This is a genomic window from Chelativorans sp. ZYF759, from assembly GCF_012911015.1.
In the GTDB taxonomy this organism is placed as follows: Bacteria; Pseudomonadota; Alphaproteobacteria; order Rhizobiales; family Rhizobiaceae; genus ZYF759.
In genome coordinates, this window is record NZ_WVVV01000027.1 from 1 (window position 1) to 20,839 (window position 20,839).

18 protein-coding genes and 1 pseudogene are annotated in these 20,839 nt (G+C 58.5%); 11 read left to right on the forward strand and 8 right to left on the reverse strand.

Features of this window, described 5'->3' with window-relative positions; genetic code table 11:
- The coding region (locus GRZ55_RS22490; RefSeq protein ID WP_368856665.1) for a polysaccharide biosynthesis protein at positions 1–212 on the reverse strand (212 nt) is incomplete at its 3' end.
- A gap of 486 nt (positions 213–698) precedes the next feature.
- On the opposite strand from GRZ55_RS22490, the gene GRZ55_RS23825 reads away from it, so the two are divergent.
- The 5 genes from GRZ55_RS23825 to GRZ55_RS22515 all read left to right on the forward strand — a co-directional run bounded on the left by GRZ55_RS23825 (position 699) and on the right by GRZ55_RS22515 (position 5,990).
- A complete protein-coding gene (locus GRZ55_RS23825) occupies positions 699–1,367 on the forward strand; it encodes an NYN domain-containing protein (protein ID WP_368856666.1) in 669 nt (222 codons plus the stop codon).
- A gap of 320 nt (positions 1,368–1,687) precedes the next feature.
- Positions 1,688–2,479, forward strand: coding sequence for a DUF3102 domain-containing protein (locus tag GRZ55_RS22500; protein ID WP_169289189.1), 792 nt, complete (start codon positions 1,688–1,690; stop codon positions 2,477–2,479).
- Between the two features lie 238 nt (positions 2,480–2,717).
- Positions 2,718–3,455 carry a recombinase family protein gene (locus GRZ55_RS22505; RefSeq protein ID WP_169289190.1) on the forward strand — a complete coding sequence of 246 codons (738 nt, stop codon included), beginning with the start codon at positions 2,718–2,720 and terminating at the stop codon, positions 3,453–3,455.
- 898 nt (positions 3,456–4,353) lie between these two features.
- Positions 4,354–4,761, forward strand: coding sequence for an XRE family transcriptional regulator (locus tag GRZ55_RS22510; RefSeq protein WP_169289191.1), 408 nt, complete (start codon positions 4,354–4,356; stop codon positions 4,759–4,761).
- A gap of 869 nt (positions 4,762–5,630) precedes the next feature.
- Positions 5,631–5,990, forward strand: coding sequence for a hypothetical protein (locus GRZ55_RS22515; protein ID WP_169289192.1), 360 nt, complete (start codon positions 5,631–5,633; stop codon positions 5,988–5,990).
- A 540-nt stretch (positions 5,991–6,530) separates the two neighbouring features.
- Here the strand turns inward: GRZ55_RS22515 and GRZ55_RS22520 are convergent.
- The 4 genes from GRZ55_RS22520 to GRZ55_RS22535 all read right to left on the reverse strand — a co-directional run bounded on the left by GRZ55_RS22520 (position 6,531) and on the right by GRZ55_RS22535 (position 10,225).
- On the reverse strand, positions 6,531–7,247 hold the full coding sequence (locus GRZ55_RS22520; protein ID WP_169289193.1) for a hypothetical protein: 717 nt from the start codon (positions 7,245–7,247) through the stop codon (positions 6,531–6,533).
- A gap of 516 nt (positions 7,248–7,763) precedes the next feature.
- Positions 7,764–8,951, reverse strand: coding sequence for a hypothetical protein (locus tag GRZ55_RS22525; RefSeq protein WP_169289194.1), 1,188 nt, complete (start codon positions 8,949–8,951; stop codon positions 7,764–7,766).
- Positions 8,952–9,128: 177 nt separating this feature from the next.
- Complete coding sequence (locus GRZ55_RS22530) at positions 9,129–9,623, reverse strand: hypothetical protein (protein ID WP_169289195.1); 495 nt, start codon at positions 9,621–9,623, stop codon at positions 9,129–9,131.
- A gap of 107 nt (positions 9,624–9,730) precedes the next feature.
- The gene (locus GRZ55_RS22535; RefSeq protein ID WP_169289196.1) at positions 9,731–10,225 is read right to left on the reverse strand and encodes a hypothetical protein; all 495 of its coding nucleotides are present in this window, start codon (positions 10,223–10,225) and stop codon (positions 9,731–9,733) included.
- A gap of 290 nt (positions 10,226–10,515) precedes the next feature.
- Here GRZ55_RS22535 and GRZ55_RS22540 point away from each other — a divergent pair, with 290 nt between their 5' ends.
- The 4 genes from GRZ55_RS22540 to GRZ55_RS22555 all read left to right on the forward strand — a co-directional run bounded on the left by GRZ55_RS22540 (position 10,516) and on the right by GRZ55_RS22555 (position 13,244).
- Positions 10,516–11,127, forward strand: coding sequence for a MerR family transcriptional regulator (locus tag GRZ55_RS22540; RefSeq protein ID WP_169289197.1), 612 nt, complete (start codon positions 10,516–10,518; stop codon positions 11,125–11,127).
- Between the two features lie 50 nt (positions 11,128–11,177).
- A complete protein-coding gene (locus GRZ55_RS22545) occupies positions 11,178–11,957 on the forward strand; it encodes a hypothetical protein (protein WP_169289198.1) in 780 nt (259 codons plus the stop codon).
- Positions 11,958–12,078: 121 nt separating this feature from the next.
- On the forward strand, positions 12,079–12,408 hold the full coding sequence (locus GRZ55_RS23830) for a helix-turn-helix domain-containing protein (RefSeq protein ID WP_169289205.1): 330 nt from the start codon (positions 12,079–12,081) through the stop codon (positions 12,406–12,408).
- A gap of 5 nt (positions 12,409–12,413) precedes the next feature.
- Entirely contained in the window at positions 12,414–13,244 is an 831-nt protein-coding gene (locus GRZ55_RS22555) for a site-specific integrase (RefSeq protein ID WP_246734941.1), read from the forward strand.
- A gap of 81 nt (positions 13,245–13,325) precedes the next feature.
- Here GRZ55_RS22555 and GRZ55_RS22560 read toward each other — a convergent pair whose 3' ends face one another.
- Both GRZ55_RS22560 and GRZ55_RS22565 read right to left on the reverse strand, forming a co-directional pair.
- The gene (locus GRZ55_RS22560) at positions 13,326–14,108 is read right to left on the reverse strand and encodes a hypothetical protein (protein WP_169289200.1); all 783 of its coding nucleotides are present in this window, start codon (positions 14,106–14,108) and stop codon (positions 13,326–13,328) included.
- A 327-nt stretch (positions 14,109–14,435) separates the two neighbouring features.
- A complete protein-coding gene (locus GRZ55_RS22565) occupies positions 14,436–16,184 on the reverse strand; it encodes a hypothetical protein (protein WP_169289201.1) in 1,749 nt (582 codons plus the stop codon).
- A 904-nt stretch (positions 16,185–17,088) separates the two neighbouring features.
- On the opposite strand from GRZ55_RS22565, the gene GRZ55_RS22570 reads away from it, so the two are divergent.
- Both GRZ55_RS22570 and GRZ55_RS22575 read left to right on the forward strand, forming a co-directional pair.
- On the forward strand, positions 17,089–18,078 hold the full coding sequence (locus tag GRZ55_RS22570) for a putative sugar O-methyltransferase (RefSeq protein WP_169289202.1): 990 nt from the start codon (positions 17,089–17,091) through the stop codon (positions 18,076–18,078).
- 45 nt (positions 18,079–18,123) lie between these two features.
- Positions 18,124–19,923 (forward strand): lipopolysaccharide assembly protein LapB, encoded by a 1,800-nt coding sequence (locus GRZ55_RS22575; RefSeq protein ID WP_169289203.1) that lies wholly within the window; start codon positions 18,124–18,126, stop codon positions 19,921–19,923.
- 147 nt (positions 19,924–20,070) lie between these two features.
- Here GRZ55_RS22575 and GRZ55_RS22580 read toward each other — a convergent pair.
- Positions 20,071–20,691: pseudogene (locus GRZ55_RS22580) on the reverse strand (IS3 family transposase); the annotation flags it as partial.
- Positions 20,692–20,839: the final 148 nt, after the last annotated feature.

Genomic DNA, 20,839 nt, shown 5'->3' on the forward strand with positions numbered 1-20,839 from the left:
AGCGCCTCGAGCGGGTTGGCCTCCATCAGAGGTACATGTTTCAGCGCAGCCGCATGGAAGACGATGTCGGGGCGCAGTTCGGCGAAGATCGCATCGACGCGGCGCCCGTCGCGCACGTCCACGATGCGCGTCACGATCTCGAGACCTGCAAAGGCGTCGCGCAATTCGATGTCGAGCGTATAGAGGAGGAATTCCGACGCATCGGTGATCACGAGCCGCTTGGGCGAAAAGGAAGCGATCTGGCGGCAAATGGACTATATTAATAAGAGAAATAAATCCTAAATTTTATATGTAAAGACTTACTGATCGATATTCGTATAGATTTATGTATTGCGGTTTTCAAGCTAATGTGTTGATGCTGGCCTTTGTAGGTCGTTGGCTATGACGCAGCTCGTTAAGGGGTCGCTATGCGATTTGGGGGTCAAGGGGACGGAGATATTCAGGCGTCGCTACAGACTTGCTCCGGCACTCATGAAATTGACCATGACCCAGATCTTGAACGAGGGGTCGCGATTGTGGGTCGAGTCCAGGGGGCTTCATCTCTGACGCAAGTCTTGGCTTGGCCTTATGCGTGTCGGCGGCTCGCGAGGGAAGGTATCGGCATCATTCACCGTTGGCTGTGGATGCTGCCGCCTATAGTGAGCCCGCGCCAATCACTCGCAGTCCTTATTGACGGTGACAATGTATCGCCAGCAGCGATGCGTAGCCTGTTTGCCGAACTTGTAGAATATGGAGATCCGTTCGTAAGGCGACTCTACTTGGGGAGTGCGTCGACGATAGCTGCATGGGCTAACCCGATCGAGAGGCATGCTCTTGAGGTGCGGCATCAACTCGCTTCTTTCCCGGGCAAAAATGCGGTCGATATGCGCATGACAATTGAAGCTATGGATCTTATGCGTGCTGGTCGAGCGAGTGTATTCGTGCTGGTAACGAATGATGGAGATTTTGCCCCACTTGCAATGCGGATAAGAGAAAGCGGCTGCGACGTCATCGGATACGGTTGCGACGGTGCAGCAGCAGCATTCCGGCGCGCTTGTACACGCTTCTTCTATCTTGAAAATCTCCATCCTGAGGCGCTCATCAGTAATACAGGGGCCGGCAGAAAGCCGCTACGGCCGCCGGCTGATGCCGCGGCGATCCTTGTCGACGCGCTTGTCCGTACGGATGCATACAGGGGCTGGGCCACTATCGACCAGCTCGCCCGTACGCTTAGTCAGCAGCACACAGATTGGGACACGCGGACCTATGGATGCCGTACTCTCTACGATCTGTTGGCTCTTTTGCCGCGATTTCAGCTTCATCAAGCTAGTCCCGGCGTTGTGCGTGTGCGATACCTCGGAAAGAAGCGGCGCAGCCAGCGGGCTTAAGCCCGGCATTAGGACTACCCGTGGTCCATCGAATCTGCCGTGGACTGCCGCTCCATTTTTAGTTTCTGTGCCAATGAATTTGGCTCTCTGGTCGAATTGCCTTTCGCGTGAAACTGAGGCAGACGCTCAGTTCTCTCGCTCAGATTTCTATCCCATGTCCGCTCTCGATCGCGCAGAAAGGCGCTTTCAGCGCTTCGTTTTCGTGGGACGGTTTGACTTCAAAAGGCGCCAATATGGGCGCTTTTTTTGTGACCAGTGCTGCTCGGAATCGAGGGGCCTGATCGCAGCAGATTTGTGCCCACGAAACACAGGAGAACGGCTTGGACACTACCCTGGTGCTTGATGAGGACGGTATCAAAGAGATGGCGCAACTTACTTCCGGAGATCAGCCTCAGCCTGCGTCGACCGACCCCAGCTGGGCGGTTGGCCTGGCGTGTGAGGCGATTGAGGCTGCGCGGCAGGCGGCAGGACGTATCCGTGCGCGACATCGCGGTATGGTGGAGGGCATCCTGGATACCGGCCAGGATCTCATCGCCATCAAGTCGAAGCTGGGGCATGGCAAGTTCGGCGCGTGGGTGGAGGCCAGCGTCGGATGGTCGGCCAGGACAGCCGAGAACTATATGCGCGTGGCCGAAGAGTTCGGCGACAACCGCGAGCTTGTCACCCAACTCTCGCCTACTACGCTGTACGGGCTGGCCGCGAAAAGCACGCCTTTGCATGTGCGTCAAGGCGTTATTGATGAAATCAAGGGCGGGTCGGCCCTTAACAGCAAGTCAGTGAAGGAACGTATTCGCGCAGCGAAGCAGGCGAAGACCTCCCGGGGCCGAGACGGAGGATGTAAGGCTCGCAGCGCCGATCGCACCTCGAACGTCCCCACCAAGGAATGCAAACAGTCGAAAGCGCCCAGCGGCAAGACCGTAAATCCCGACGCCGAACTCTTCCGGGAGGCAGCCAAACGAGCAGTCGGCATCCTTCAGAGACGCCTCGCGCCGGACTTTGAGAAGTTCGCTCGGGCCCTTCAGAAGATCCCCCCGGCAGCGTTTCTCGCTGCGCTGTACGATGCAACGGGCGGGGAAACGGTGGATGCGTCCAAAGGGGACGGTGCCTCCTGACGGAAAATCCTCCGGGTAGCAGAACGAAGGTGGAAGTTCGTCGGCATCTGCCGGCCGGGGTGCGGTGAGTCGTGATGTTCTGAACCACGTACTCGACGGATAGAGTTAAACAGGGGCTCTATCAACTCTAAAGGGGGTAGGTTACGCTTACTCGTCGGGTGGTCGTCTTCCTTTCATCTAGTAACCGGCAGCACCAGACCTGCATGCACTACCGTCCGTTCATTCGATGAAGGCTCCAATGATCAAGAAGCAGACGCAAGCCGTCGCCTACACCCGTGTTTCGACCCGTCGCCAGGGTGCCCAGGGTATTGGTCTGGACGGTCAACGAGCTGCTATTGACCATTGCGCCAGGCATACGGGTATTGAGATCGTCGACTGGTTTAGCGACGCAGCGTCTGGCCGGGGAAAGGACAATCTTGTTCGCCGGCACGGCGTGAAGGCTGCGTTGGATCTGGCTGCATCACGTGGCATCCCGATCATCGTCTCCGGACTAAGCAGGCTTTCCCGGGACGTGGGAACGCTGGAGGGCATTATGAGGGACGGGATCAAGATCATCTCGGCGACGGAGGGATCGCTGGATCCCGTCACTTTTGGTAGCATTGCTGCCAGGGCGCAGGCTGAAGGCGAGTTGATCTCCCGGAGAACAAAAGAAGGGATCGCGGCGAGCAAGCGGCGAGGTGTGAAGTTCGGCAATCCCAATCTGCCGGATGCGCAGAAGAAGGGTGCCGCCCGCAACAAAGAGCGTAGCCTCGAGAAGGTTCAGGAGATAGCTGCTGTCCTGGAGAACAGACCGGATTGGAAGTCCATGTCCGTCGCTGAGGCGGAGGGCTTTCTCAACCGGGAGGGAGTTCGCACGAACCGAAACCAGGAATGGACAGTCCCGGCACTTCGCAAGCCGCTGAAAATGGCTCGACAGCTCCTCCGGTCTCGGGAAGAGGAGATGCATCAGCAGCATCCTTACTTCGGGCGCTTCTGAGGGGAGCTTGTAGGCCCACGAGGACCAATCGGCCAAGCCTTGCTGCTGGATCGGCAAAAGCGCAACGGTTTCGTATTTGCTGGGCCCCAGCATAACCGTCGTGTCCGCCCGAGGCCACTTCCGGCTACGGCTCCAACAATGAGTTCCACCCGGACGAACCAGACGGCCCGCACCAGGCGTCCGTGGCTCATTATAACGCCTGCTCAGAATCGAGGACCCGGCCACGGAGAGAGAGGACTGCTTGCGGAAATGACAAGTTGGCGCCGGAAATCGGCGTTCCCGTCGAGGGGATATGTCGTCTTTGACAAGAACGGACCTTGGATAGAGCAGACCGAGCGGCCGGAAAAGGTGCCTTTCCAGGCTGCAACTTGCGGCTTCTTTACGTAACTTGACAGATGACCTGAAAACCTAAAATCCCCGCACGGTGCAAGTCATTGAGCTGAACGGGGCCAGAGGAAGTGGCGCACGGGAAAACGCCGTTCAAGCGTCACCACCACCCTCATCCTGCCCCTCGACGAGATTTCAGCCTACCGCTCTTCGTCTTTTGGAACGTTCCGGATGGCGGGCAAAGCGTCGCTGCGCTTCAGCTCGACCGGGCATAGGACGTAATCCATGTCCGTGCTCGGGAACGGCATACTCTTCGGCCGGCGCGGAGGGTCTCGACCGCGCTGGGCGAGGTGAAGGGAACGTCTCAGCATCGGCGGCAATGTTCGTCCTGGAGCCAGTGTGTGCCAGTCAGTGCGTCTGTCATGTGGATTGCCTCGCGCTGGAGAGATGCGGCTTGCCGACGACAAAGTCGGCGACCAACAAGCCCCGCGCAGAACCAGAAGAGAGCCGTTTTACCCCAGCTATATCTCAACTGTCAGCGCTTCAGCTGCATGACTTGAGGATATTGATAATGAAGTCTACCGGAAAACCCTTCGCAAATACGCGCCTTGTTGAATATCTCGGGAAACGCATTCTCGAACTGCGGCCTCGCAAAACTCAAATCGAAATCGCAACCGAGGCAGGCTTCCGACAGCCGAATATGCTGGCGATGGTCAAAAACGGTTCGACAAAGCTGCCGCTCGACCGGGTGGCAGGTCTCGCAAAAGCTCTCGAATGCGATCCCGCAATGCTTTTTCGCATGGCGCTTGAACAACTGAATGAGGATGCCACCTCGCTCGCGATCGACCAAATCTTCGGCGCCATCGTCACGAAGAACGAGGCCGACTGGCTGGCTGCCATCCGGGAAGCATCCGATAGCTCCGATCCTTCCCTGACAGCCAAGGCGCAAAAGGCCGTCCGGGCGATCTTCGGCAAGTGAGAAACGATAATGAGGAGTTGTGATAAGCGCTCGATGCACGAAGATCGGTTTCAAGCCCCATGCTGCTGCTCTGCCGTCACGCGCAATGAAAGGTTTTGGCTCGAGGTCGTCCGGCAGGCCTCTGGCGATACCGACCCTCCGCCAACACTGGCCGTCGTCAGCCAGGTACGTGCGATCTTCAGGACGTATCGCCGATCGCCCTGAGATTGCTGCCGGGCCTGTCCGCTGCTCTTCTGCGCGGGCGGGACGGAGAACAGGAGCACGACTCTGGTCGAGTTCTGATTTATCATTGCGAGCGCCATAATGCTTCGCGCGCTTGGGCAGCACAATGGAGTGCCAGATCTCCGCCGGCTTTGCCCGGGTCCAGGGAGCGATATCGTGCGGTGGTGATTAGACTTAGAACATCTTGGGTCAGCCGGGGCAGCGTCTCCGCGTTGCGGCGTGGCTGCCCTTCTTGCCCGCCATTCGAGGTGGCGTCGCCATTGTCGGCGAAGGTCGGCATGGGGGCCGTGCTATTTGGGCGGGCGATTCTTCATCGCCGCGACGTCGCTGTCCGCAGCTGTAAAGGTCGGCCAGTCCCGCCTTGTGGTGCGCGACGTTGCGCAGCTTCGACACTGGAAGAACAGCGCGGCGTCAGGACTGCGACCAAAGCTACAGCGCCTTCGTGATCCTCTTGATTCGCTGCGCGGCGGCCCAGCGGTGGCGCCTTTTCCGGCCGGGGCCTGGCCCTCCAAGAGGGCGGCAGTCGCAACGGAGACCACGACACCGAAAACGTGGTTGGATGGGGAGTGTCTGGAAGGGAAGTCGATTTTTGACTTTTCACGTGTCCCTCCGGTGGTGGTATGAGTGCGCTGCAGATTGGAGGTACAATGAAGGTCGAGCGTTACGAACTGGATGGTGAGACTGTCACGTTGCAAGTGCTCAGGAGGCGAGCAAGGGATCATGCGGAGATGGTCGCTCCACCTGCTGCGAAGGACCCAGTAGACGCTGGCCTGTTTGGCTTCGCCGTGGTCATCGGGGTGCTGTATATCTTCCTCCTGCTGGCCGGGCTCGACATGCAGAGCTTTGGCAGGGCAATGATGTTGACCGCAGGTCTCGGCTTTCTCGGCCCCTACTTCTACTTCCGTGCCGCGCAGAAACGCCATAAGCGCGCCGAAACCGAGCACTTCCTTTGCCTGATCGAGCGCGCTCAGCCACTTGAGAATGAAAACAGCCGTTCCAACCCTTAATGGTGCGCGCCCCCTCCGCCAACTGGCGTTTTCATGACATGCCTTGGCAACTGAGGTGAGAGCGTTCTCGAGCCAGTCAAGCCCTCGTCACTCTAGCCGGGGTGTGTTGATCGGCGCGGACCGCTAGCCAGGGGGGCTCAATTGGAAGAAGACCCTTTCCTGGTGGAAGTAGGAGATCGCGGGGGAGGGTTACCTCCGTACAATGTCCTGCCATCGGGTCGCCTTTTACCGGAAACGCCAAGAAGGCGGACCGGTCGCGCAACACTCGTCGCGGCTTGTCGCCCCGCTGCGTGCCTAGAACGTAAGGACATTTGGACGGGGGAGGTCAACAGTTCGGTTTGTTGACCTCTCCGCCCGACCACGCAGGATCGGTTCCCGCGGGGAGGAACCAATACATCCCCACCTCGGGCGCCGGATCCCTGCGGGGCGCAGCGAAGTCCTAGGATAAACCAGCTGGAGCCAAGGGGATGCCTCCTGTCGCCGAACGATTTGGCGTTTGCTTACCGCTTGCGGTGGGAGGCCGAGTGGCGACCGGCCGCTTTAGTCGGCGGGAGGGGAAAGTATCGGCGCCTGCAGCAGCTTGTCCAGCCGCTTCATCAGGTTCTTCGCCGCGTTCGGGCTCCACGACTTGCCCTGGCGGGTCTTCCTACCTTGCGCGTTGAGAGCTTTCGCCAGTGCAGTCGGCGAAAGAACGCCATTTGTCGCCTGTTCGCGTTGCTGGTCAACCACAGGGCGGAGCTTTTCGGCATGGCGGTCCGCCCTTGCCATGTTGTAGCGCGAGCCGATCACGCTATTGCCACCATTCACCTTGGCTCGAGGCTCCCTGGTCCTGTTGGCTGACGAACGGGCCACTTTCCGGGATATGTTGCCCCAGCAAGCGGCATCGCGGATAATGCCGAGCCTTTCCTCTGGCGGCAAGCTCCTCCACGTCGCCCTTCGGCAGGCGTCCCAGGTCTCGACATCTAGTTCTTCGAGTACCTTGACGCAGTCTACGATCTTGGTGGTGGGCGTGCGTTCGAGAATCTCGCGGATATTCGCCATAACGAGATCGGCTTTCTCCACTCTGGCTCTCGTCACAGCTGCCTTGAAGGTCTCGGTTTCGGTGAAAGCACCGTCCTGCTTCAACCTGACGCCAATTTCCTGCCCGCGCTGGTCATAGTTGCCTGCCACGACGAAGGCATGGACGGCAGCGAGCTGTTGGCGAACAAAGGCTCGGCGCGAGATTTCGGATTTCCTGATACGGGCCGGCAGCGGCACGTCGATATAGGCGATGAGGCGATTTGCTGCATTCATTGCTGTCGCTCTTCTTTGAAATGGGGATGCTGGTATTCGGTCAGGGCAGCGTCGCCAGCTGGCTCCGCTACCTGGACAGTGTGGGAGCTGCTGGCGACGTATGGAGCCAGCAGGTGAGCATTCCCCGTGTCGGGGAAACGATCATGATGCCGACGTCGGGCAGCAGGCAGCGATCCATCGCGTCGGACGATATGCAGGCGCACGGCCTGACTCAGCGGACGAAATCTCAAAACGGCTTCCCGGCTTTTCACTGCCTTCGATCCGCGGCATCGCCGGTTCAGCCATCTGCTTCGCCGAGATACAGCTTTTGTCCACGGAGGCGGGCGAAGCAGTCGTTGCCGGTGGTCGTCTGGCACGTTGGCAACCATAGAGGCGTTGGAATCGCAGGCTTCGGCTCTAATAGCTTGGTGTCTACTGCCTGTTAGAGACATCCCATCCCTTCCCCATTGGCGTCACAGAAATCGCTGGCGCCTGCTTCCATTACACCTTCATCCGATCGCCGATGTGGCGAAGGGCCTGAATGGCTTTGCGTGTCAGTTCCTCGTATCGAACGAGTGTGCCGGAGACCCCTCTTCCATGGCGGCTCGGCTTGGGCAGTTGCATGTTGGTCCCGCTGGTCATCTTTCGGGTTGCCTTCTTCGTCCTGTGCCATGCTTCGTCCATGGCATTGAGGCCGACCACCCCGGCATTGAGGAACCGTTGGGACCGCGCGGACTGCCAGGTGCGGATGGCCAGACACTTCGGATGACAAGCGTCAAAGGGCAGGGCGGGAAACGTGGGTAGGAAGAATGAGAAGTAGTATCCGTTGAGCCGCTGCCATCTGAACCGAGCAAGGTCCGTGATTGTGCCAAGGCCGATCCTCCGCAGTTCTTCATGCTGGAGGGTCACCTCAATGCGCACTCGATGCTCACCTTCCGGAAGATCCTTTCGCAGTCCGGTGGTTACGTTTTGCTGGTCGATCAATTTGATCATGGTACGCCATGCGAATCGGGAAGCTCGTGCGCCGGCATAATAGGTGCCGTCAAAAGGCGTGGGCCGGTCATTCCCTATATCGAGCATCAGTTCGTCGCGCCGTACCGGTCGAGCTCTGTCAAGGGCAAGGACATGGACGGCTGGGGTGCCCCTCTGCCAGGCGAAGCGTGGCCTATCCTGAGGGTTCGAAACCACGTCCCGGCTAGGAAGGTGCGTTCGAACCAAAACGCCATACATTCGCGCCAGCGCCTCTTGCGAGGGAACCTTCGGCCGGAAATCAAGGCTGACCTCCAAGGCCACGATGCCTGCATCCTTCTCCAGACCCCATCGGTCTCGGACAGCTTCTTCCGCCTGGATCAGCAGGCGATATGACGGCTCCTGGAAGCGGACCGTGAATTCGCGGTGGACAGCCTCATCAACTGCGCGAGCGGCCTCCACATGCAGACGACGTCCGGTCACCTTCTGAATATGATGCTGGATCCATTTCCATTGGGTCGGCCTCGTCGTCGTGAAGCGGAGGTCGATCCAGTCGAGGACTGCCCGGGCGGTGTAGTCCCCGAGTTCGATGTCTGGGTAAAGCAGCACTCGGTTTTGCAGGCGCCGCTGCTTCTTGTCGGCCGCCATTTCGACAAACGAGAGAGCATAGGAGACGTCCGGCCGGTTTATGGCGCGGATCAAGGTGGTGTGTGTGGCCATGGTGATAATGCCGGGTGTTCCCACCAGCGGCGGCCTCTCATTCTTGTTGATAGGTGTGCCAATGGGAGTTCCGGCTGCAGGTCTTGCTGATGCCGGACGACGGTCACGCCGCTATTGGAATTTCCCTGGTGTGGCCAGATGAGGCGGCGCGTCGCCGCCCCATTCCGAGCTTCGCAGTCAGTCCAGGAGCCTTCGCATATGGTCGGCCTCGTTGACTGGGTCGACACTCCTGTCTTCCTGGGTCGCCGTTGTCTTGCCCTTCATGCAGAGGGCATGGGCACCTGCCGAACGGAAGCGTGGATTGTCACAGTCCCGTTCGAACGCTTCCCAGCCCGCCGGATCGATCGCAACCGGCAGGGTGGGCAGGGGCACCCTGAACCGTCTACTGCGCTGGAAACCCTCCCACGCTCTCCGCGCGAAATCGACATCGGCAAGTGCGTCTCGAAGATCCAGAGACATATTCTCGAGGAGTTCGCACGGATCCATGCCCTTCGCCTCAAGGTCATAATTGATGTCGAGCGCGTTATATTCGGTGAGGAAGAGATCGCGGACTTCATACTCGGAGATAAGGTTTCCCTCTGAATCAGTCTGGCGGAATACCGATTTCAGGAACTCCTCAAAGAGCTCTGCTTTCGTCAGCGAGGTCTGCATTGCACTTGGGCCGTCGGTCATACTAAACTCTCCTTGTTGGATGCCGGTGTTGGAGCGCAGGCATCTGATTGAAGTCAGGGGATGGCGTGGCGTCGCAGCCACGCCGTTTCTGTCGATTTGCCGGGCGCTTAGACTCCTTTCACTTCATACTGCGGGTGCTCCCACCGGACATTCTTGTCCAGCTGGTCTCGCATCTTGTTCAGTCGGACGATTTCGGCGAGCGCGCTTTGCTTCGCGGCAGGCTCCGAAAGATCTGCGGCTTCGATCCTCGAGATCGCGTGGTCTAGAGCTGCCCTTTTGTAGGTGTTGATCTCGCGAGCCAGGTCCACCACAGCGTCCTTCAAGAGTTCCACCATGCGCTCTGCGCGCCCAATGGAGCCTCGAAACGGCTCGTCGTGGATTTCCGGATCCCATTCTTCGTCTGTATCGTCCGTGAAGGTGGGTAGGGACATTCCGGCTATCGCCAGATTGCTCTGGGCACCCTTCCAAGCCTCGCCATTGTCCATAAGGTGCTGGAAAAATGGCACCTCTGCATATGCATCCGTAGGGTCGCCAGCGCGGCGTTCTTCGGCCCTTTTTCTGGCCAGCGACTTTCGTTTCCGTTCCAGGGGGGTAAGCGCCATATCGTTGCCTCCTTGATGTGAGTGTGAATATAGCATTCACATTCACATCGCAAGGGCTTCTCGCAGCCACCTTGATTACCTAGCGGAAGGGCTAGGTTGGAGGAGTGAGAGCCCCGGGTCGGCATCTCTCTCCTCTGATTAATAGGACGAGCGTGCTGTGCGGCGCGCTCACCACCCTCTCTTCCAGCATGTCAGCGCGGGATTCAGCCGGAAGCGAATTTTGCGAATCGATCTATTGACATTAGATGACGTCAATGTCATTATATAGCGACAAATTAGGAAGCGACCCTATGGCACCGCAGTTACCGAACGACTGGCTCGGGAGTCTTGACGATCTTTGCCGCACGGCGCACGGCGTTCTCCGGCACGACTACAGGACCGATGCGCAGGATCCCGTCCTCCCGCGTGTTGTCCGCGACTATCAGAACCGCGGGATTGTTTCCGCGCCGCGGCGCCGAGGCCGGAGCGCCGTTTACGATAAGCGACACCTGCTTGAACTGGTCGCCGCCCGAGTCCTGCTCGCGGATGGATGGCGGCTGGGAAAGATCGCGCAGGCACTCGGGCGGATGCAGGACGCAGAACTTGAGGTGCTCATTGAGGGGAAGCCAAAAATTCCTGGCGGCCCTCGGTCAGGCGAGATGGAGATCCCTAGAGCTCTGGGTTTCGAACAGAAGGCTGCCATACAGGCTTCTGAGCGGGCGACCATCCAAAATGTACGCAGGTCGTTGGATATCGCCGAAGAAGAGCCGCCCCCCTCTATGAGGACGCATTTCGAAATCGCACCTTGGGCGCATCTTGTCATCGAAACCCAAAGGCTTGGCTATTTGAGCGATGACGAGGCCATCCAATTAGGACGACTGGTGACGGCGACCCTCTTATCTCGGGACGCCAGCTGGCGTTGATTCCTGTCATATCCGCCATTTGACGGCGCAAATTTCAGAAAAGGACCCACATGAATACCCCGCTTGACCCTGCTTCGCTGTCTACGCATTCGACGTCCTCTGCGCTGGATCAGACCGACCCGATCCTTCGGGAACTCGACGGCCTTCGGGGCTGTGAGGACCTCGAAGGCTTCGAGGACGACGATCATCCGGATGAAGTGGAAATCGAGTTTCCACGTGAAGTCGCCATGCTGCATCACATCTCCGGCGTAACCGTTTCCGTCCATCAACTGCTCACATGGATGGCGGCTGATGAGCCGTTCATGGCCGAAAGCCTTCTGGCGATCCGCGACGATTTCTATTCACGGGAAGAAGACGGCGGTTGGGAAGTGGGTGAACAGTTTCAGATCTACAGCCGCGAGGAGCTCGCCCGGCTCAGGGTGACTCGCCGCAAGATGAAACTGCAACGTGAAGCGGCCAAGGAGCGAAAGAAGGAGGCGATGAGCCGGTGGAGGGCAGCGAGGGGCGTTAAGGACGAAACCTCTTGTACCGCCGTCCAGGGCCCAAAAAATTCGCTGAAGCAGCTCTATGGCGAGGACCTTGCGGAGGGTATCGCACTTGAGGCTGAACTGGCCACGCATCGGATGTGGCGCGCTCAGCTCGACTGCAAATGGGAGGAGTACTTCGAGTCCGCAGACTGCGATTCAGGTCCAGGAGATTCCCGGCTTGACCGGCTTCGACTTGAAGAACGCGAGCTTGCTGTTGAGTTCGATGCGCTCATGGAGAGGGTGAACGTTCTCGAATATCACAGGCGCGCCGAGACGGACGAGAATCCGAAAGACGCCCAATAGAAATGACTCTGTACCCAGAAGTGATCTGTTTGCGAAGGGCGGATTGCTTCTGGCTCACCACAAACGCAGGAACAGCATGACCGAAATCTATCACGATACTCCGATCTGGCTGCCGGAGGTCATGACGCCCAGCGCCATTGCCGAACGATGGAGCTGCTCCGAGCGCCATGTGCGCAACCTCATCAAGTCTGGTGAACTTCCCAGTTTTCGGTTGGGGATGAAGCTCATCCGCGTGCGTATATCTGATCTGGAGGCTTTTGAATGTCGAAATGGCGTCTCACTCGTTTGCGCGGAGAGTTCTGTGTCGCCTGGACAGACGGGGACATCCGCCGACGCTACCGCCTCGGGACTTCCGATCCCCAGGAGGCGGCCCGCCGCGCCCCGGCTCGATATGCCCAACTCACGCGTCCGCGAGGCTCAAGCGTCGGGGAACTCTGGGAAGCCTATTTGATCGACATGGAGGGACGCGCCGTCGCCACGACAATGCGCTATTCGTGGAGGGCGCTTAAGGCGCGTTTTGCGGAGATGGAAGCTGAAACCATCACAATCGCCGATTGCAGGGCGCATATCGCTGAGCGTCGCGCAGCAGGCATCAAGGATGGTACCATTCACACTGAACTCGGACATCTGCGGATGGTCGTCAAATGGGCAGAGAAGCATCGCCAGATTTCGAAAGCACCTCACATTGAGAGACCTGCGAAGCCCGAGCCGAAGGAGGCTTTCCTGACGAGACAGGAGGCATCCTGGCTTCTTGAGGCGGCTGGGGCCCCGCATGTACGCCTTGCCATCCAGCTGCTTGTTGGCACTGGCGCCAGGAGCACGGCAGCTTTGGAGCTCACATGGGACAGAGTCGACTTCGCTAAGGGGCTGATCCATTTGCGCAACCCATTGGATAAGGGTCGTCGGAAGGGGCGCGCTGTGGTGCCGATGAATGAGAGTCTCAGCGAAGCGCTTCGCGTCGCGAAGCAAGGAGCCCTCTGTCCCTTCGTGATCGAGTGGGCCGGCAACCGCGTTAGGTCGATCAAACGGTCACTGAAGCGGGCAGGGGAGGCGGTCGGGCGTCCGGACGTTTCGCCGCACATGCTTCGGCATTCTGCGGCGGTTTGGCTCGCTGAAGATGGGCACAGCATGGACGAGATCGCTCAGTTTCTCGGCCATGGTGATAGCAGGATAACAGCACGGGTTTACGCTCGGTTCTCCCCCACATATCTGAGAAAATTGGCCGCGTCTCTGGATTTGGAGAGCCCTGCGCGACGGCCGATTGTTGCTGCGGGCGAAAACCGGTAAGGCTGGATGGAGCGTAAGATCGCGCATGTGCTGACATACTGGGCCTGCTAGCCCAAGGGCGTATCGCAATCGCATTGTCGCCTAAAGTCCCTCTCCAGCCTCGTTCCAATAGCCGAAATGCGTGCAATTTATCCCTCCAAGCCGCCTCCTAGGGTCGACAAGTTTCGGCCTTGTCAAAAAGGCGAAGCGGCACAGATGCCCGGTAACCACCACCTTGTAAGCGTTCCGATCGGCTCGGATTATGAGGCCTACGCCTCTAGGCATACTCTCCGGCCGTTGGTTCCAAAGTTGCTCATCAAAGTCCCCGATTCTCACAAAGCTGCTGTCCGTCACACCTTCCAGCGAATCCGGATCCTCGGCCTGCCGCCTCTCAATGTCGTCGCGCACCCTTGCCGCATATTCGGCCATGGCTTCCATATGTGGGACGGAATGGACATATTCGCTCTCAAAAAGCTGCTTGCGCTCGGCAGACGCGCCCATCGAGATGTCGAGAACATTGTTGAAGGTGCCTGCCACCAGCACGACCAAAACCATGGCAAGGGTCGTTAGAACGCCCGTCACGAACCCGCCCCTGAACCCTCCCGAAGGCGAGACGACCCGTTCCGGTTCCGGTGGCGGACCCGGATTGGCTTCGAGCAATTGACGATGCTCCGTGATGAGTTCTTCCCGCGCCTGGCGCACGCGGTCCCCGCGACTGTCATCGGCGAGTTGGGGATTGTTATGGAGAAAAGTGTCCACCGCCACCCGGAACCGCTCGATGGCTCCCTTGACGGCCTCGCGGTCGGCGATGTCGACGGTCTCCAGGAGCCGGTCCAACTGCCGCTTCAGCTTGAGCTTGATAGGGTCCATGCTTTGAATGTCCATTCAAGTCATGCCTCCCTATTCAGGAGACAGAGTACAATGACAAGTAGCACCCATGGTTCGTAAGAACGCGCTCGGCGGTTCACAGGCGAACATGTAGTCTAGCTACCGCGTGAACAAGGGTAAGTGATTTGTTTGGTTCCGAGCCGTAGGGCCATTTGCGACCCACGAGACCACGATACTCGGACGGCATCCTTCAGCCCTAGCAGAATAAGCGTCGCTGCCCCCGCTGGGCAACCGACCGGACCGTCCCTATCACGGCGTGCAGGGCTGCAACGAACCTTTGTTACGAACGACAATGCCGTTGGTACAGCGACACAGAACAGAAGCCTACTCGGCGGCCGAGAGCATGCTGGCCCGATGTTGATCAAGTGCAACGATCTCCCGGATCGTTTCAAGTGCAGAAGCAAATGACTGCTTCTGGATGCACTGAATGAGCACCTGCACGTGGCGTGCAGTGAGCAGATCGGCAACCGACAACGAGGCAGGCAAGTCCGGGCGGAGTTCTCGAAGCTTCTCCAGACACTCGACATAAGTCAGCGTGCTGGTCGAAAGCATCACCCCTGCTCCGAGCGGTTCCAGCGACCACTGGCCCCAGTAGAGGAACGTTGCAAACCCGTCATCTTCGAGAACTGAATGAACCCGCGCCATGTTAGAGTTGCCGATCGATAGCGGCATCAATGCAATCCTCTCTCGAAGAACAGGAAGGTCGCGCTTAAATGTCTCGAACAATCGCTGTTCTTTTTTGCCGTTTAGCGCAATCTTGACGCGATCTATGAACTCGTCGGTCAGCGTCTGATACGGCAGCGGGCGGGTCGAAGAGTAGATCGCGACAAGGTCTTCCCGGGGTGAGACCGAGGCAATACGAACGACGGCGTCCCTCAGCTTGCTGTTCCAGTCTTTCGCGGCGGGTGAGTTGCCCTCGCCAGCAGTGAGCAAACGGCAAATGAAATCTCCATACCGCATTTCGCCAATCAGTTTGGGGGCCGGCAGGGACTCTCGGCCCATCACCGCGAACAAGGCCTCCTCGTTCATAGCGATGTGAGATTTCGATGGGGGATACACCTGCAGGTGAAAACAGCTCTTGTCGTCACAATGGACAATGAAGCTGAGCGTCCCGGCGACCACCGGATCGAGCCAGATTACGTCATCGACCTTGCTCTCGACCCCCCCCTGAGCCAGGAGGGCACTCGCGAGTTCCCGCCGCTTCTTTGGGGCAAACATGGATTCGCTCGTTTGCTCTTGGATGGACTTCACCTGCACAAGCTGCTTTTCGCGGAACATGAGAGCGTCGACCAGGTTATGGCTGGCAACGAGCTTGACCGACGTTGCAATCGCCCCGGTCAAGGCGGAAAGCGTTCTGCGCAACAGCACTATCGAGATCAGCGCTACCAGCATGTTGAGCTCCCAGCCCGCAAAAAAAGGCAGGAGGATCACCAGGAAGCAGATAAAAAAGATGACTGTGCTGTTGAAAGACAGATAGGCGGATGTGTGCTGGGTAATAGCCCTGTGGAGCCCACCGAGACCCCAACGCTGTCCGACAATCACAAACAGGCTGCCCAGGGCAAGCGAACTGAGGACCGTCCCGAGGTAGGCTGCGAAAGTGAGTGGAGTAAGAATAGCATACAGCACCATACCTGTCGCAAAGAAGGCGCCATCGGCTGCGAGCGAACTCATCTGTATGAAGTAGATACCTGTGCGCTCAACCTGGTTAGGCACTAGCTGCATGTCAGCAGATTTCGCCATCAGGTCTGTCCCGGCCGCGACACAGATCCGCTTGACCACACTCTCCAACATCTGCACCAGTACAAATGCCACAACAGCACCAATCGCAAGGCCCGCAATCCAGAGAAACTTGTCCTCCGCATCAATAAAAGGTGTGTAGGATGGGATACCTTCGGATGCGGCGAGCAGCACCACCTTGAGGGGCAGCACCATCGCGAGGAACTTCATCACCAGCAGGACAATCGTCAAGGAGACGGATAGCACGAATGACCGCGGCTTGCGGCGTGCGATGTTGAAAATCGTGGTGGCAAGCCATGCGACGCTGGCTAAATAGTTCTTCAGAGCAGATCTCATAGGCTCATGGCAGTCATTCGTTCTTCGGGACTGTGTCTTCGTTTTCGTCGAGTGGATGGAAAGTGTTAGAAAGTCTCCGTGCTGTATCTGCGCTAGATAAGGCCGTCGCCATGCATGATGACGGTTCCGCCGGAATTGATGCTTTTAACACGCTCCGCGTTGATGTAGAAGCCGACAATGGCGAGGTCCGCATGGCTTGAGGTGAGCGCAGTATGCAAGCCCACCTGAACTAGGCCGACGACACCGAATCTGGCGCCGCCAGAGAGTATTGTCTGCTGAAGCGTTTCAAAGAGGCGTTTATCCCTCCGATCGGAAGCGCTCTCGCCACATTGCTGCATGTTGAAAATTGTAGGTCAACTATGCTTGATACGGTCTGCTTATAGAAATCGCCGTGAGCCAATTTTATCATAAATGGTGGCGCGGGCTACCGCAATTCCCTTTGTCGGCGGTCATTCGACCGGCTCCCTCGATAAGTCCGCTTAGAACCTTGGTGGTGGGCCGCGCCTGCTACCAACCCTTTCGGCAGGGGCTCTGAGCGATCCCGGACGGCCACATCGCTTGGCAGCATGCAGAGTTTTAACCATCGCATGCCTACGATGATTGGCGAGGGGCCGCTCGAAGGCCTGGGCTATCTATTGGCCGGCATCTGACAGCGACGAAGACTCGTGCTGCCCTTGAGCGGAATAGAGCGTGTTTCTCAGGAGTTCATTCATAGCAAATCTACTGGCCAAAAAATCGACCCCGAATTGGGACAGATGCATTTGATCTATGAACAATGGTTCGTCTCTTCCAAGCATATGGGCCCGCCTATTCAACTGTTCAGCGGACCGGCCGGCGGCATTGAATTTCGCGATGGACCGTGCGAGGGGAAAATCGAGGGCCGGCGAGCGGCACAGGAGTTAATGTGGCACCCCAAGAACAAGTTGAGGACGATCTGCCGCTTTTGGAGCAGATGTTGGTGGACCAGCAACAGGCAGAATCCATCTATCAGACCACCAACTACTGGCTCGAAAAGAACAAGCGCCTGGTGGCGCATCTCCGCGCGATTGGACTGCTGAACTTCCGCCGACCCCCGGGGGACGACCCCGCAGACCCACGGCGCATTTTGGCATCCTTTGGCGCTACAGACGGGCCACCGCCAGCGTCGCCCGAGAACATGGTGAGGCTGCTTGAGCGCCATTCCGGCGGATCACCTGCCTTGGATATCCGATCGTTGCAAACCTCCAATATTGGAGATCCTTGCGGGTTCATATTCGAGGACCGCTTCTACACCGCCTCGTGGTTCAATTTCTATTTGCGTTATGTCTATGTTTCCCGCTTTATGGATCTTTCGAGAAAAGTGATTGTCGAAATCGGCCCCGGAAGTGGTAAACAAGCCCACATGCTAAAGATGGCCCACCCGGACTGCACTATCCTCGCTTTCGACATTCCGCCGCAGTCTTACGTCGCCAACCAGTATCTGGCCGCCGTCCTCGGTGATGACTTCGTCGGCTATGACGAGACCAGGAGCTTCACCTCCCTGTCCGATTTTAGGCAGGGTAAGGTCCACATATTTTGCAACTGGCAGGTGGAAATCCTTCGCGGCTTTTCCTTCGATCTTCTATGGAACGCCGCGAGCTTTCAGGAAATGGAGCCGGACGTCGTGGCTCATTACCTTGAGGCGTGCTCAGGAGCGTCGAACGTCTACCTGATGCAGGTGATGACGGGGCAGCGAGTAGCGGCCGAGGCGGGGGCAATCGGGGTGCTTCAACCTACCACCATCGAGAACTACCGAACTTCCCTGAAGGATTACGAGTTGCTGGACATGTTCGCCGCACCACTGGCGATGCCGGTTCACCCGGTCGGCTATTCGTATGTGGATTCTTTCTGGGCGAAGGCGCAACCGAGTCGTTAAACGGGGGGCCGAGGGCTAGAATGCCAACGGCTGAGGGGTGAAGATATGGAAGTGCTGGTCAAAGCTGTCCGCCTGTTTGTCCCGATGAAGCTTAGGAGGGCGGTCTGGAGGGCAAGAGCGCGGCAAGGCGGTGACGGCATAGAACCATATGTCGACGTGGTCGCCGCTGCCGTTTCCAACAAGCCCACCGTAAGGGAGATGCTCCATAAGGCGCGGGACTTGCACAAACAATGGCGCTGTGAAGATGCGCTGGAAGCTGTCAACGCCTTGATTGCCCGGGCCCCCGCCTTCGCCCCTGCGAAGTTCATGAAGGCAGATGTCCTGATCGATTTAGGCGACTATGGCGAGGCCAAGAATGTGCTCCTTGGCATTCTCGATGCAGACCCCCTCAGCGTTCACGCGATCAACCAACTCGGAAGCATCGGGCATCAGGTCGACACATCCGTGGAGACGGTCGAGCGCGAGCTTAGCCGCCAGCCTCTGACCGGGCAACTCTACTTAAAGGCAGTGCTGTATCTGAATGAATGGTCATTCTTTGCCGAAGCGAAGGCCTTCGCCACCGAAGCGCTTGCCGGGCTTGATTCAAGCTCCCCGCTGCGCGACCCCCTTTTGATTGCACTGGCGTTCGCACACGAGCGCACCGAAGAATTCTCTACCGCCATAGATTGGCTACGAAAGGTCAAGGGCGAGGGCGCCCGCAAAACAGCTGCCGAAGCCATGGCCAGATGCGAGATGGAGCGCGGCAACCCCGCACTCGGAGCCTTCATCTTGGGACATTCAATCTTCTCGGACGAGGAACCCGCGCCATATAACAAGACACTGTTGCCGATCCTCTACGCCCTCAATGACATCGAAGGCGCCCACCTGTCCTACCGAAAGCGTGGCTCATCCGCGATGATCGCGAACACCTTCAACATGCCGTCGCCGGATACCATCGCGATCAGGTCGGGGCGATACAAAAGGCAGGACGCCCTTATTTTCACAGAAGGTGGACCCGGCGACGAGATAAGGATCGCCTCTCTTTACGGCGAACTTCGGTCATACTTCCGGAAACTTCGCGTCACCTGCGACCCACGGCTTGAGCCGCTTCTTCGCCGCTCTTTCTCCGAAATCGAATTCATTCCGGTGGCCCGATATCGGGCGCAGTTCCGGTCAATGGCCGCAGGCGACCGTCTCAATCTCCCGAACCGCGCATTCTGGACTTTCGCCAACGATGAGGCCATTCGGGTGGCCAACGAAAGCGGCTTTGTATGCTCAAGCCTCGATCTGCTTGGGGAGTTCAGAGCCAGCCGGGACGACTTCCGATACAACCCGTCTCGTCTGATAGCCGCGCCGCCAGAGCCTGACAAAGTTCCTCCAAATTCACCTAAGCTGCGCGTCGGCTTGGCCTGGCGCAGCCTTCTCCGCTCGAATACGCGCGACATTCACTACCTCGAAGCCCACGACCTCGTCGGACTGTCAAAGGTGCCTAACGCCGAGTATTGGCTATTGCAGTCGGCCATTACGCCCGAGGAATGGGACGTACTGAATCGAATCCTTCCGGGCGCGAAGTTCCTTTCCGATTTAGACATTAAGGACGATCTCGACGGACTGGCCTCCATCATCAGTGCCATGGACGTTGTGGTGTCTCCCGGCACGAACATTGTTGAGCTTGCCGGGATGCTCGATATCTCGACCATTCTCTTGTCTACTAGCCATGCGACGACGTGGCGGCGAAATCCTGACGGGTCCGACGTGTGGTTTGAACGCGGCAAGGTGATGTTCGTCGACCCCGTGTGGGACCGCCGCACGCTCATGAGGGAAGTCTGCAAAGAACTGAAGCAGCGATCCAAGAACAAAACATGAAGAAGCCGTGACGTTGCCCCCAAGTTTTATCCAGTTCTGAGTTCGTTTCCGGCGGTGATTTTTGCCCTGCTGGGCGGTTGAAGTGGCGGGCGCTTGCGCGGRGCCGTTGGCAGTGCGCAGCGCGAGCGACCGTCGCGGGGKGRAGGTGCTGGCGAACTCGTCTGGCGTCTGCCAGGCGATCTGGGAGTGCGGCCGGGCCGTGTTGTAGTCGGCGCGCCACAGGGCGGTCGCTACACGTGCCTGGGCCAGCGAGGTGAACAGCGTCTCGTTGAGCAGCTCGTCGCGCAGGCGGCCGTTGAAGCTCTCGATGAAGCCATTCTGCATCGGCTTGCCCGGCGCGATGTAATGCCACTCGACGCGGTTCTGACCGGCCCAGGCAAGGATGGCGTTGGAGGTGAACTCGCTGCCATAGCTGACGATCATCCTTGGCCGGCCGCGTTGGGCAACCGGCCGATCGAGTTCACGGCCGACCCGGATGCCCGAAAGCGACGTGTCGGTCACCAGCGCCAGGCATTCGCGCGTACAGTCGTCGACGATCGCCAGGATGCGGAAGCGACGCCCGTCTGTGAGCTGGTCCGACACGAAGTCGAGCGACCAGCGCTCGTCGGGACGCAGCGGCACCAGCATCGGCGCCCTGGTCCCGATCGCTCGCTTGCGGCCTCCACGCCTGCGAACGGCAAGCTTCTCCTCCCGGTAGAGCCGGAACAGCTTCTTGTGGTTCACGACGAGGCCTTCGCGCCTAAGCATCACGAGAAGCCGCCGGTAGCCGGTAACCGTCCGGCCTGGACCGCGGCTTGAAGGGCCTGCGGTGATACTGTGGCTATGCGGCTACCTTTTCGATCCCAAGAGTTCCGGCTGCCCAATTCCAGGGCAGAAGGTCGTCGAGGCGGTTCTGCGGCATGTCGGCGATGCGGGC

What these genes read in the sequence shown, in the direction of transcription:
- GRZ55_RS23825 (WP_368856666.1), top strand. Translation starts at nt 699, where the DNA reads ATGCGTAGCCTGTTTGCCGAACTTGTAGAATATGGAGATCCGTTCGTA.
- GRZ55_RS22505 (WP_169289190.1), top strand. Translation starts at nt 2,718, where the DNA reads ATGATCAAGAAGCAGACGCAAGCCGTCGCCTACACCCGTGTTTCGACC.
- GRZ55_RS22510 (WP_169289191.1), top strand. Translation starts at nt 4,354, where the DNA reads ATGAAGTCTACCGGAAAACCCTTCGCAAATACGCGCCTTGTTGAATAT.
- GRZ55_RS22515 (WP_169289192.1), top strand. Translation starts at nt 5,631, where the DNA reads ATGAAGGTCGAGCGTTACGAACTGGATGGTGAGACTGTCACGTTGCAA.
- GRZ55_RS22525 (WP_169289194.1), bottom strand. Translation starts at nt 8,951, where the DNA reads ATGGCCACACACACCACCTTGATCCGCGCCATAAACCGGCCGGACGTC.
- GRZ55_RS22530 (WP_169289195.1), bottom strand. Translation starts at nt 9,623, where the DNA reads ATGACCGACGGCCCAAGTGCAATGCAGACCTCGCTGACGAAAGCAGAG.
- GRZ55_RS22535 (WP_169289196.1), bottom strand. Translation starts at nt 10,225, where the DNA reads ATGGCGCTTACCCCCCTGGAACGGAAACGAAAGTCGCTGGCCAGAAAA.
- GRZ55_RS22540 (WP_169289197.1), top strand. Translation starts at nt 10,516, where the DNA reads ATGGCACCGCAGTTACCGAACGACTGGCTCGGGAGTCTTGACGATCTT.
- GRZ55_RS22545 (WP_169289198.1), top strand. Translation starts at nt 11,178, where the DNA reads ATGAATACCCCGCTTGACCCTGCTTCGCTGTCTACGCATTCGACGTCC.
- GRZ55_RS23830 (WP_169289205.1), top strand. Translation starts at nt 12,079, where the DNA reads ATGACGCCCAGCGCCATTGCCGAACGATGGAGCTGCTCCGAGCGCCAT.
- GRZ55_RS22555 (WP_246734941.1), top strand. Translation starts at nt 12,414, where the DNA reads ATGGAGGGACGCGCCGTCGCCACGACAATGCGCTATTCGTGGAGGGCG.
- GRZ55_RS22560 (WP_169289200.1), bottom strand. Translation starts at nt 14,108, where the DNA reads ATGGACATTCAAAGCATGGACCCTATCAAGCTCAAGCTGAAGCGGCAG.
- GRZ55_RS22565 (WP_169289201.1), bottom strand. Translation starts at nt 16,184, where the DNA reads ATGAGATCTGCTCTGAAGAACTATTTAGCCAGCGTCGCATGGCTTGCC.
- GRZ55_RS22575 (WP_169289203.1), top strand. Translation starts at nt 18,124, where the DNA reads ATGGAAGTGCTGGTCAAAGCTGTCCGCCTGTTTGTCCCGATGAAGCTT.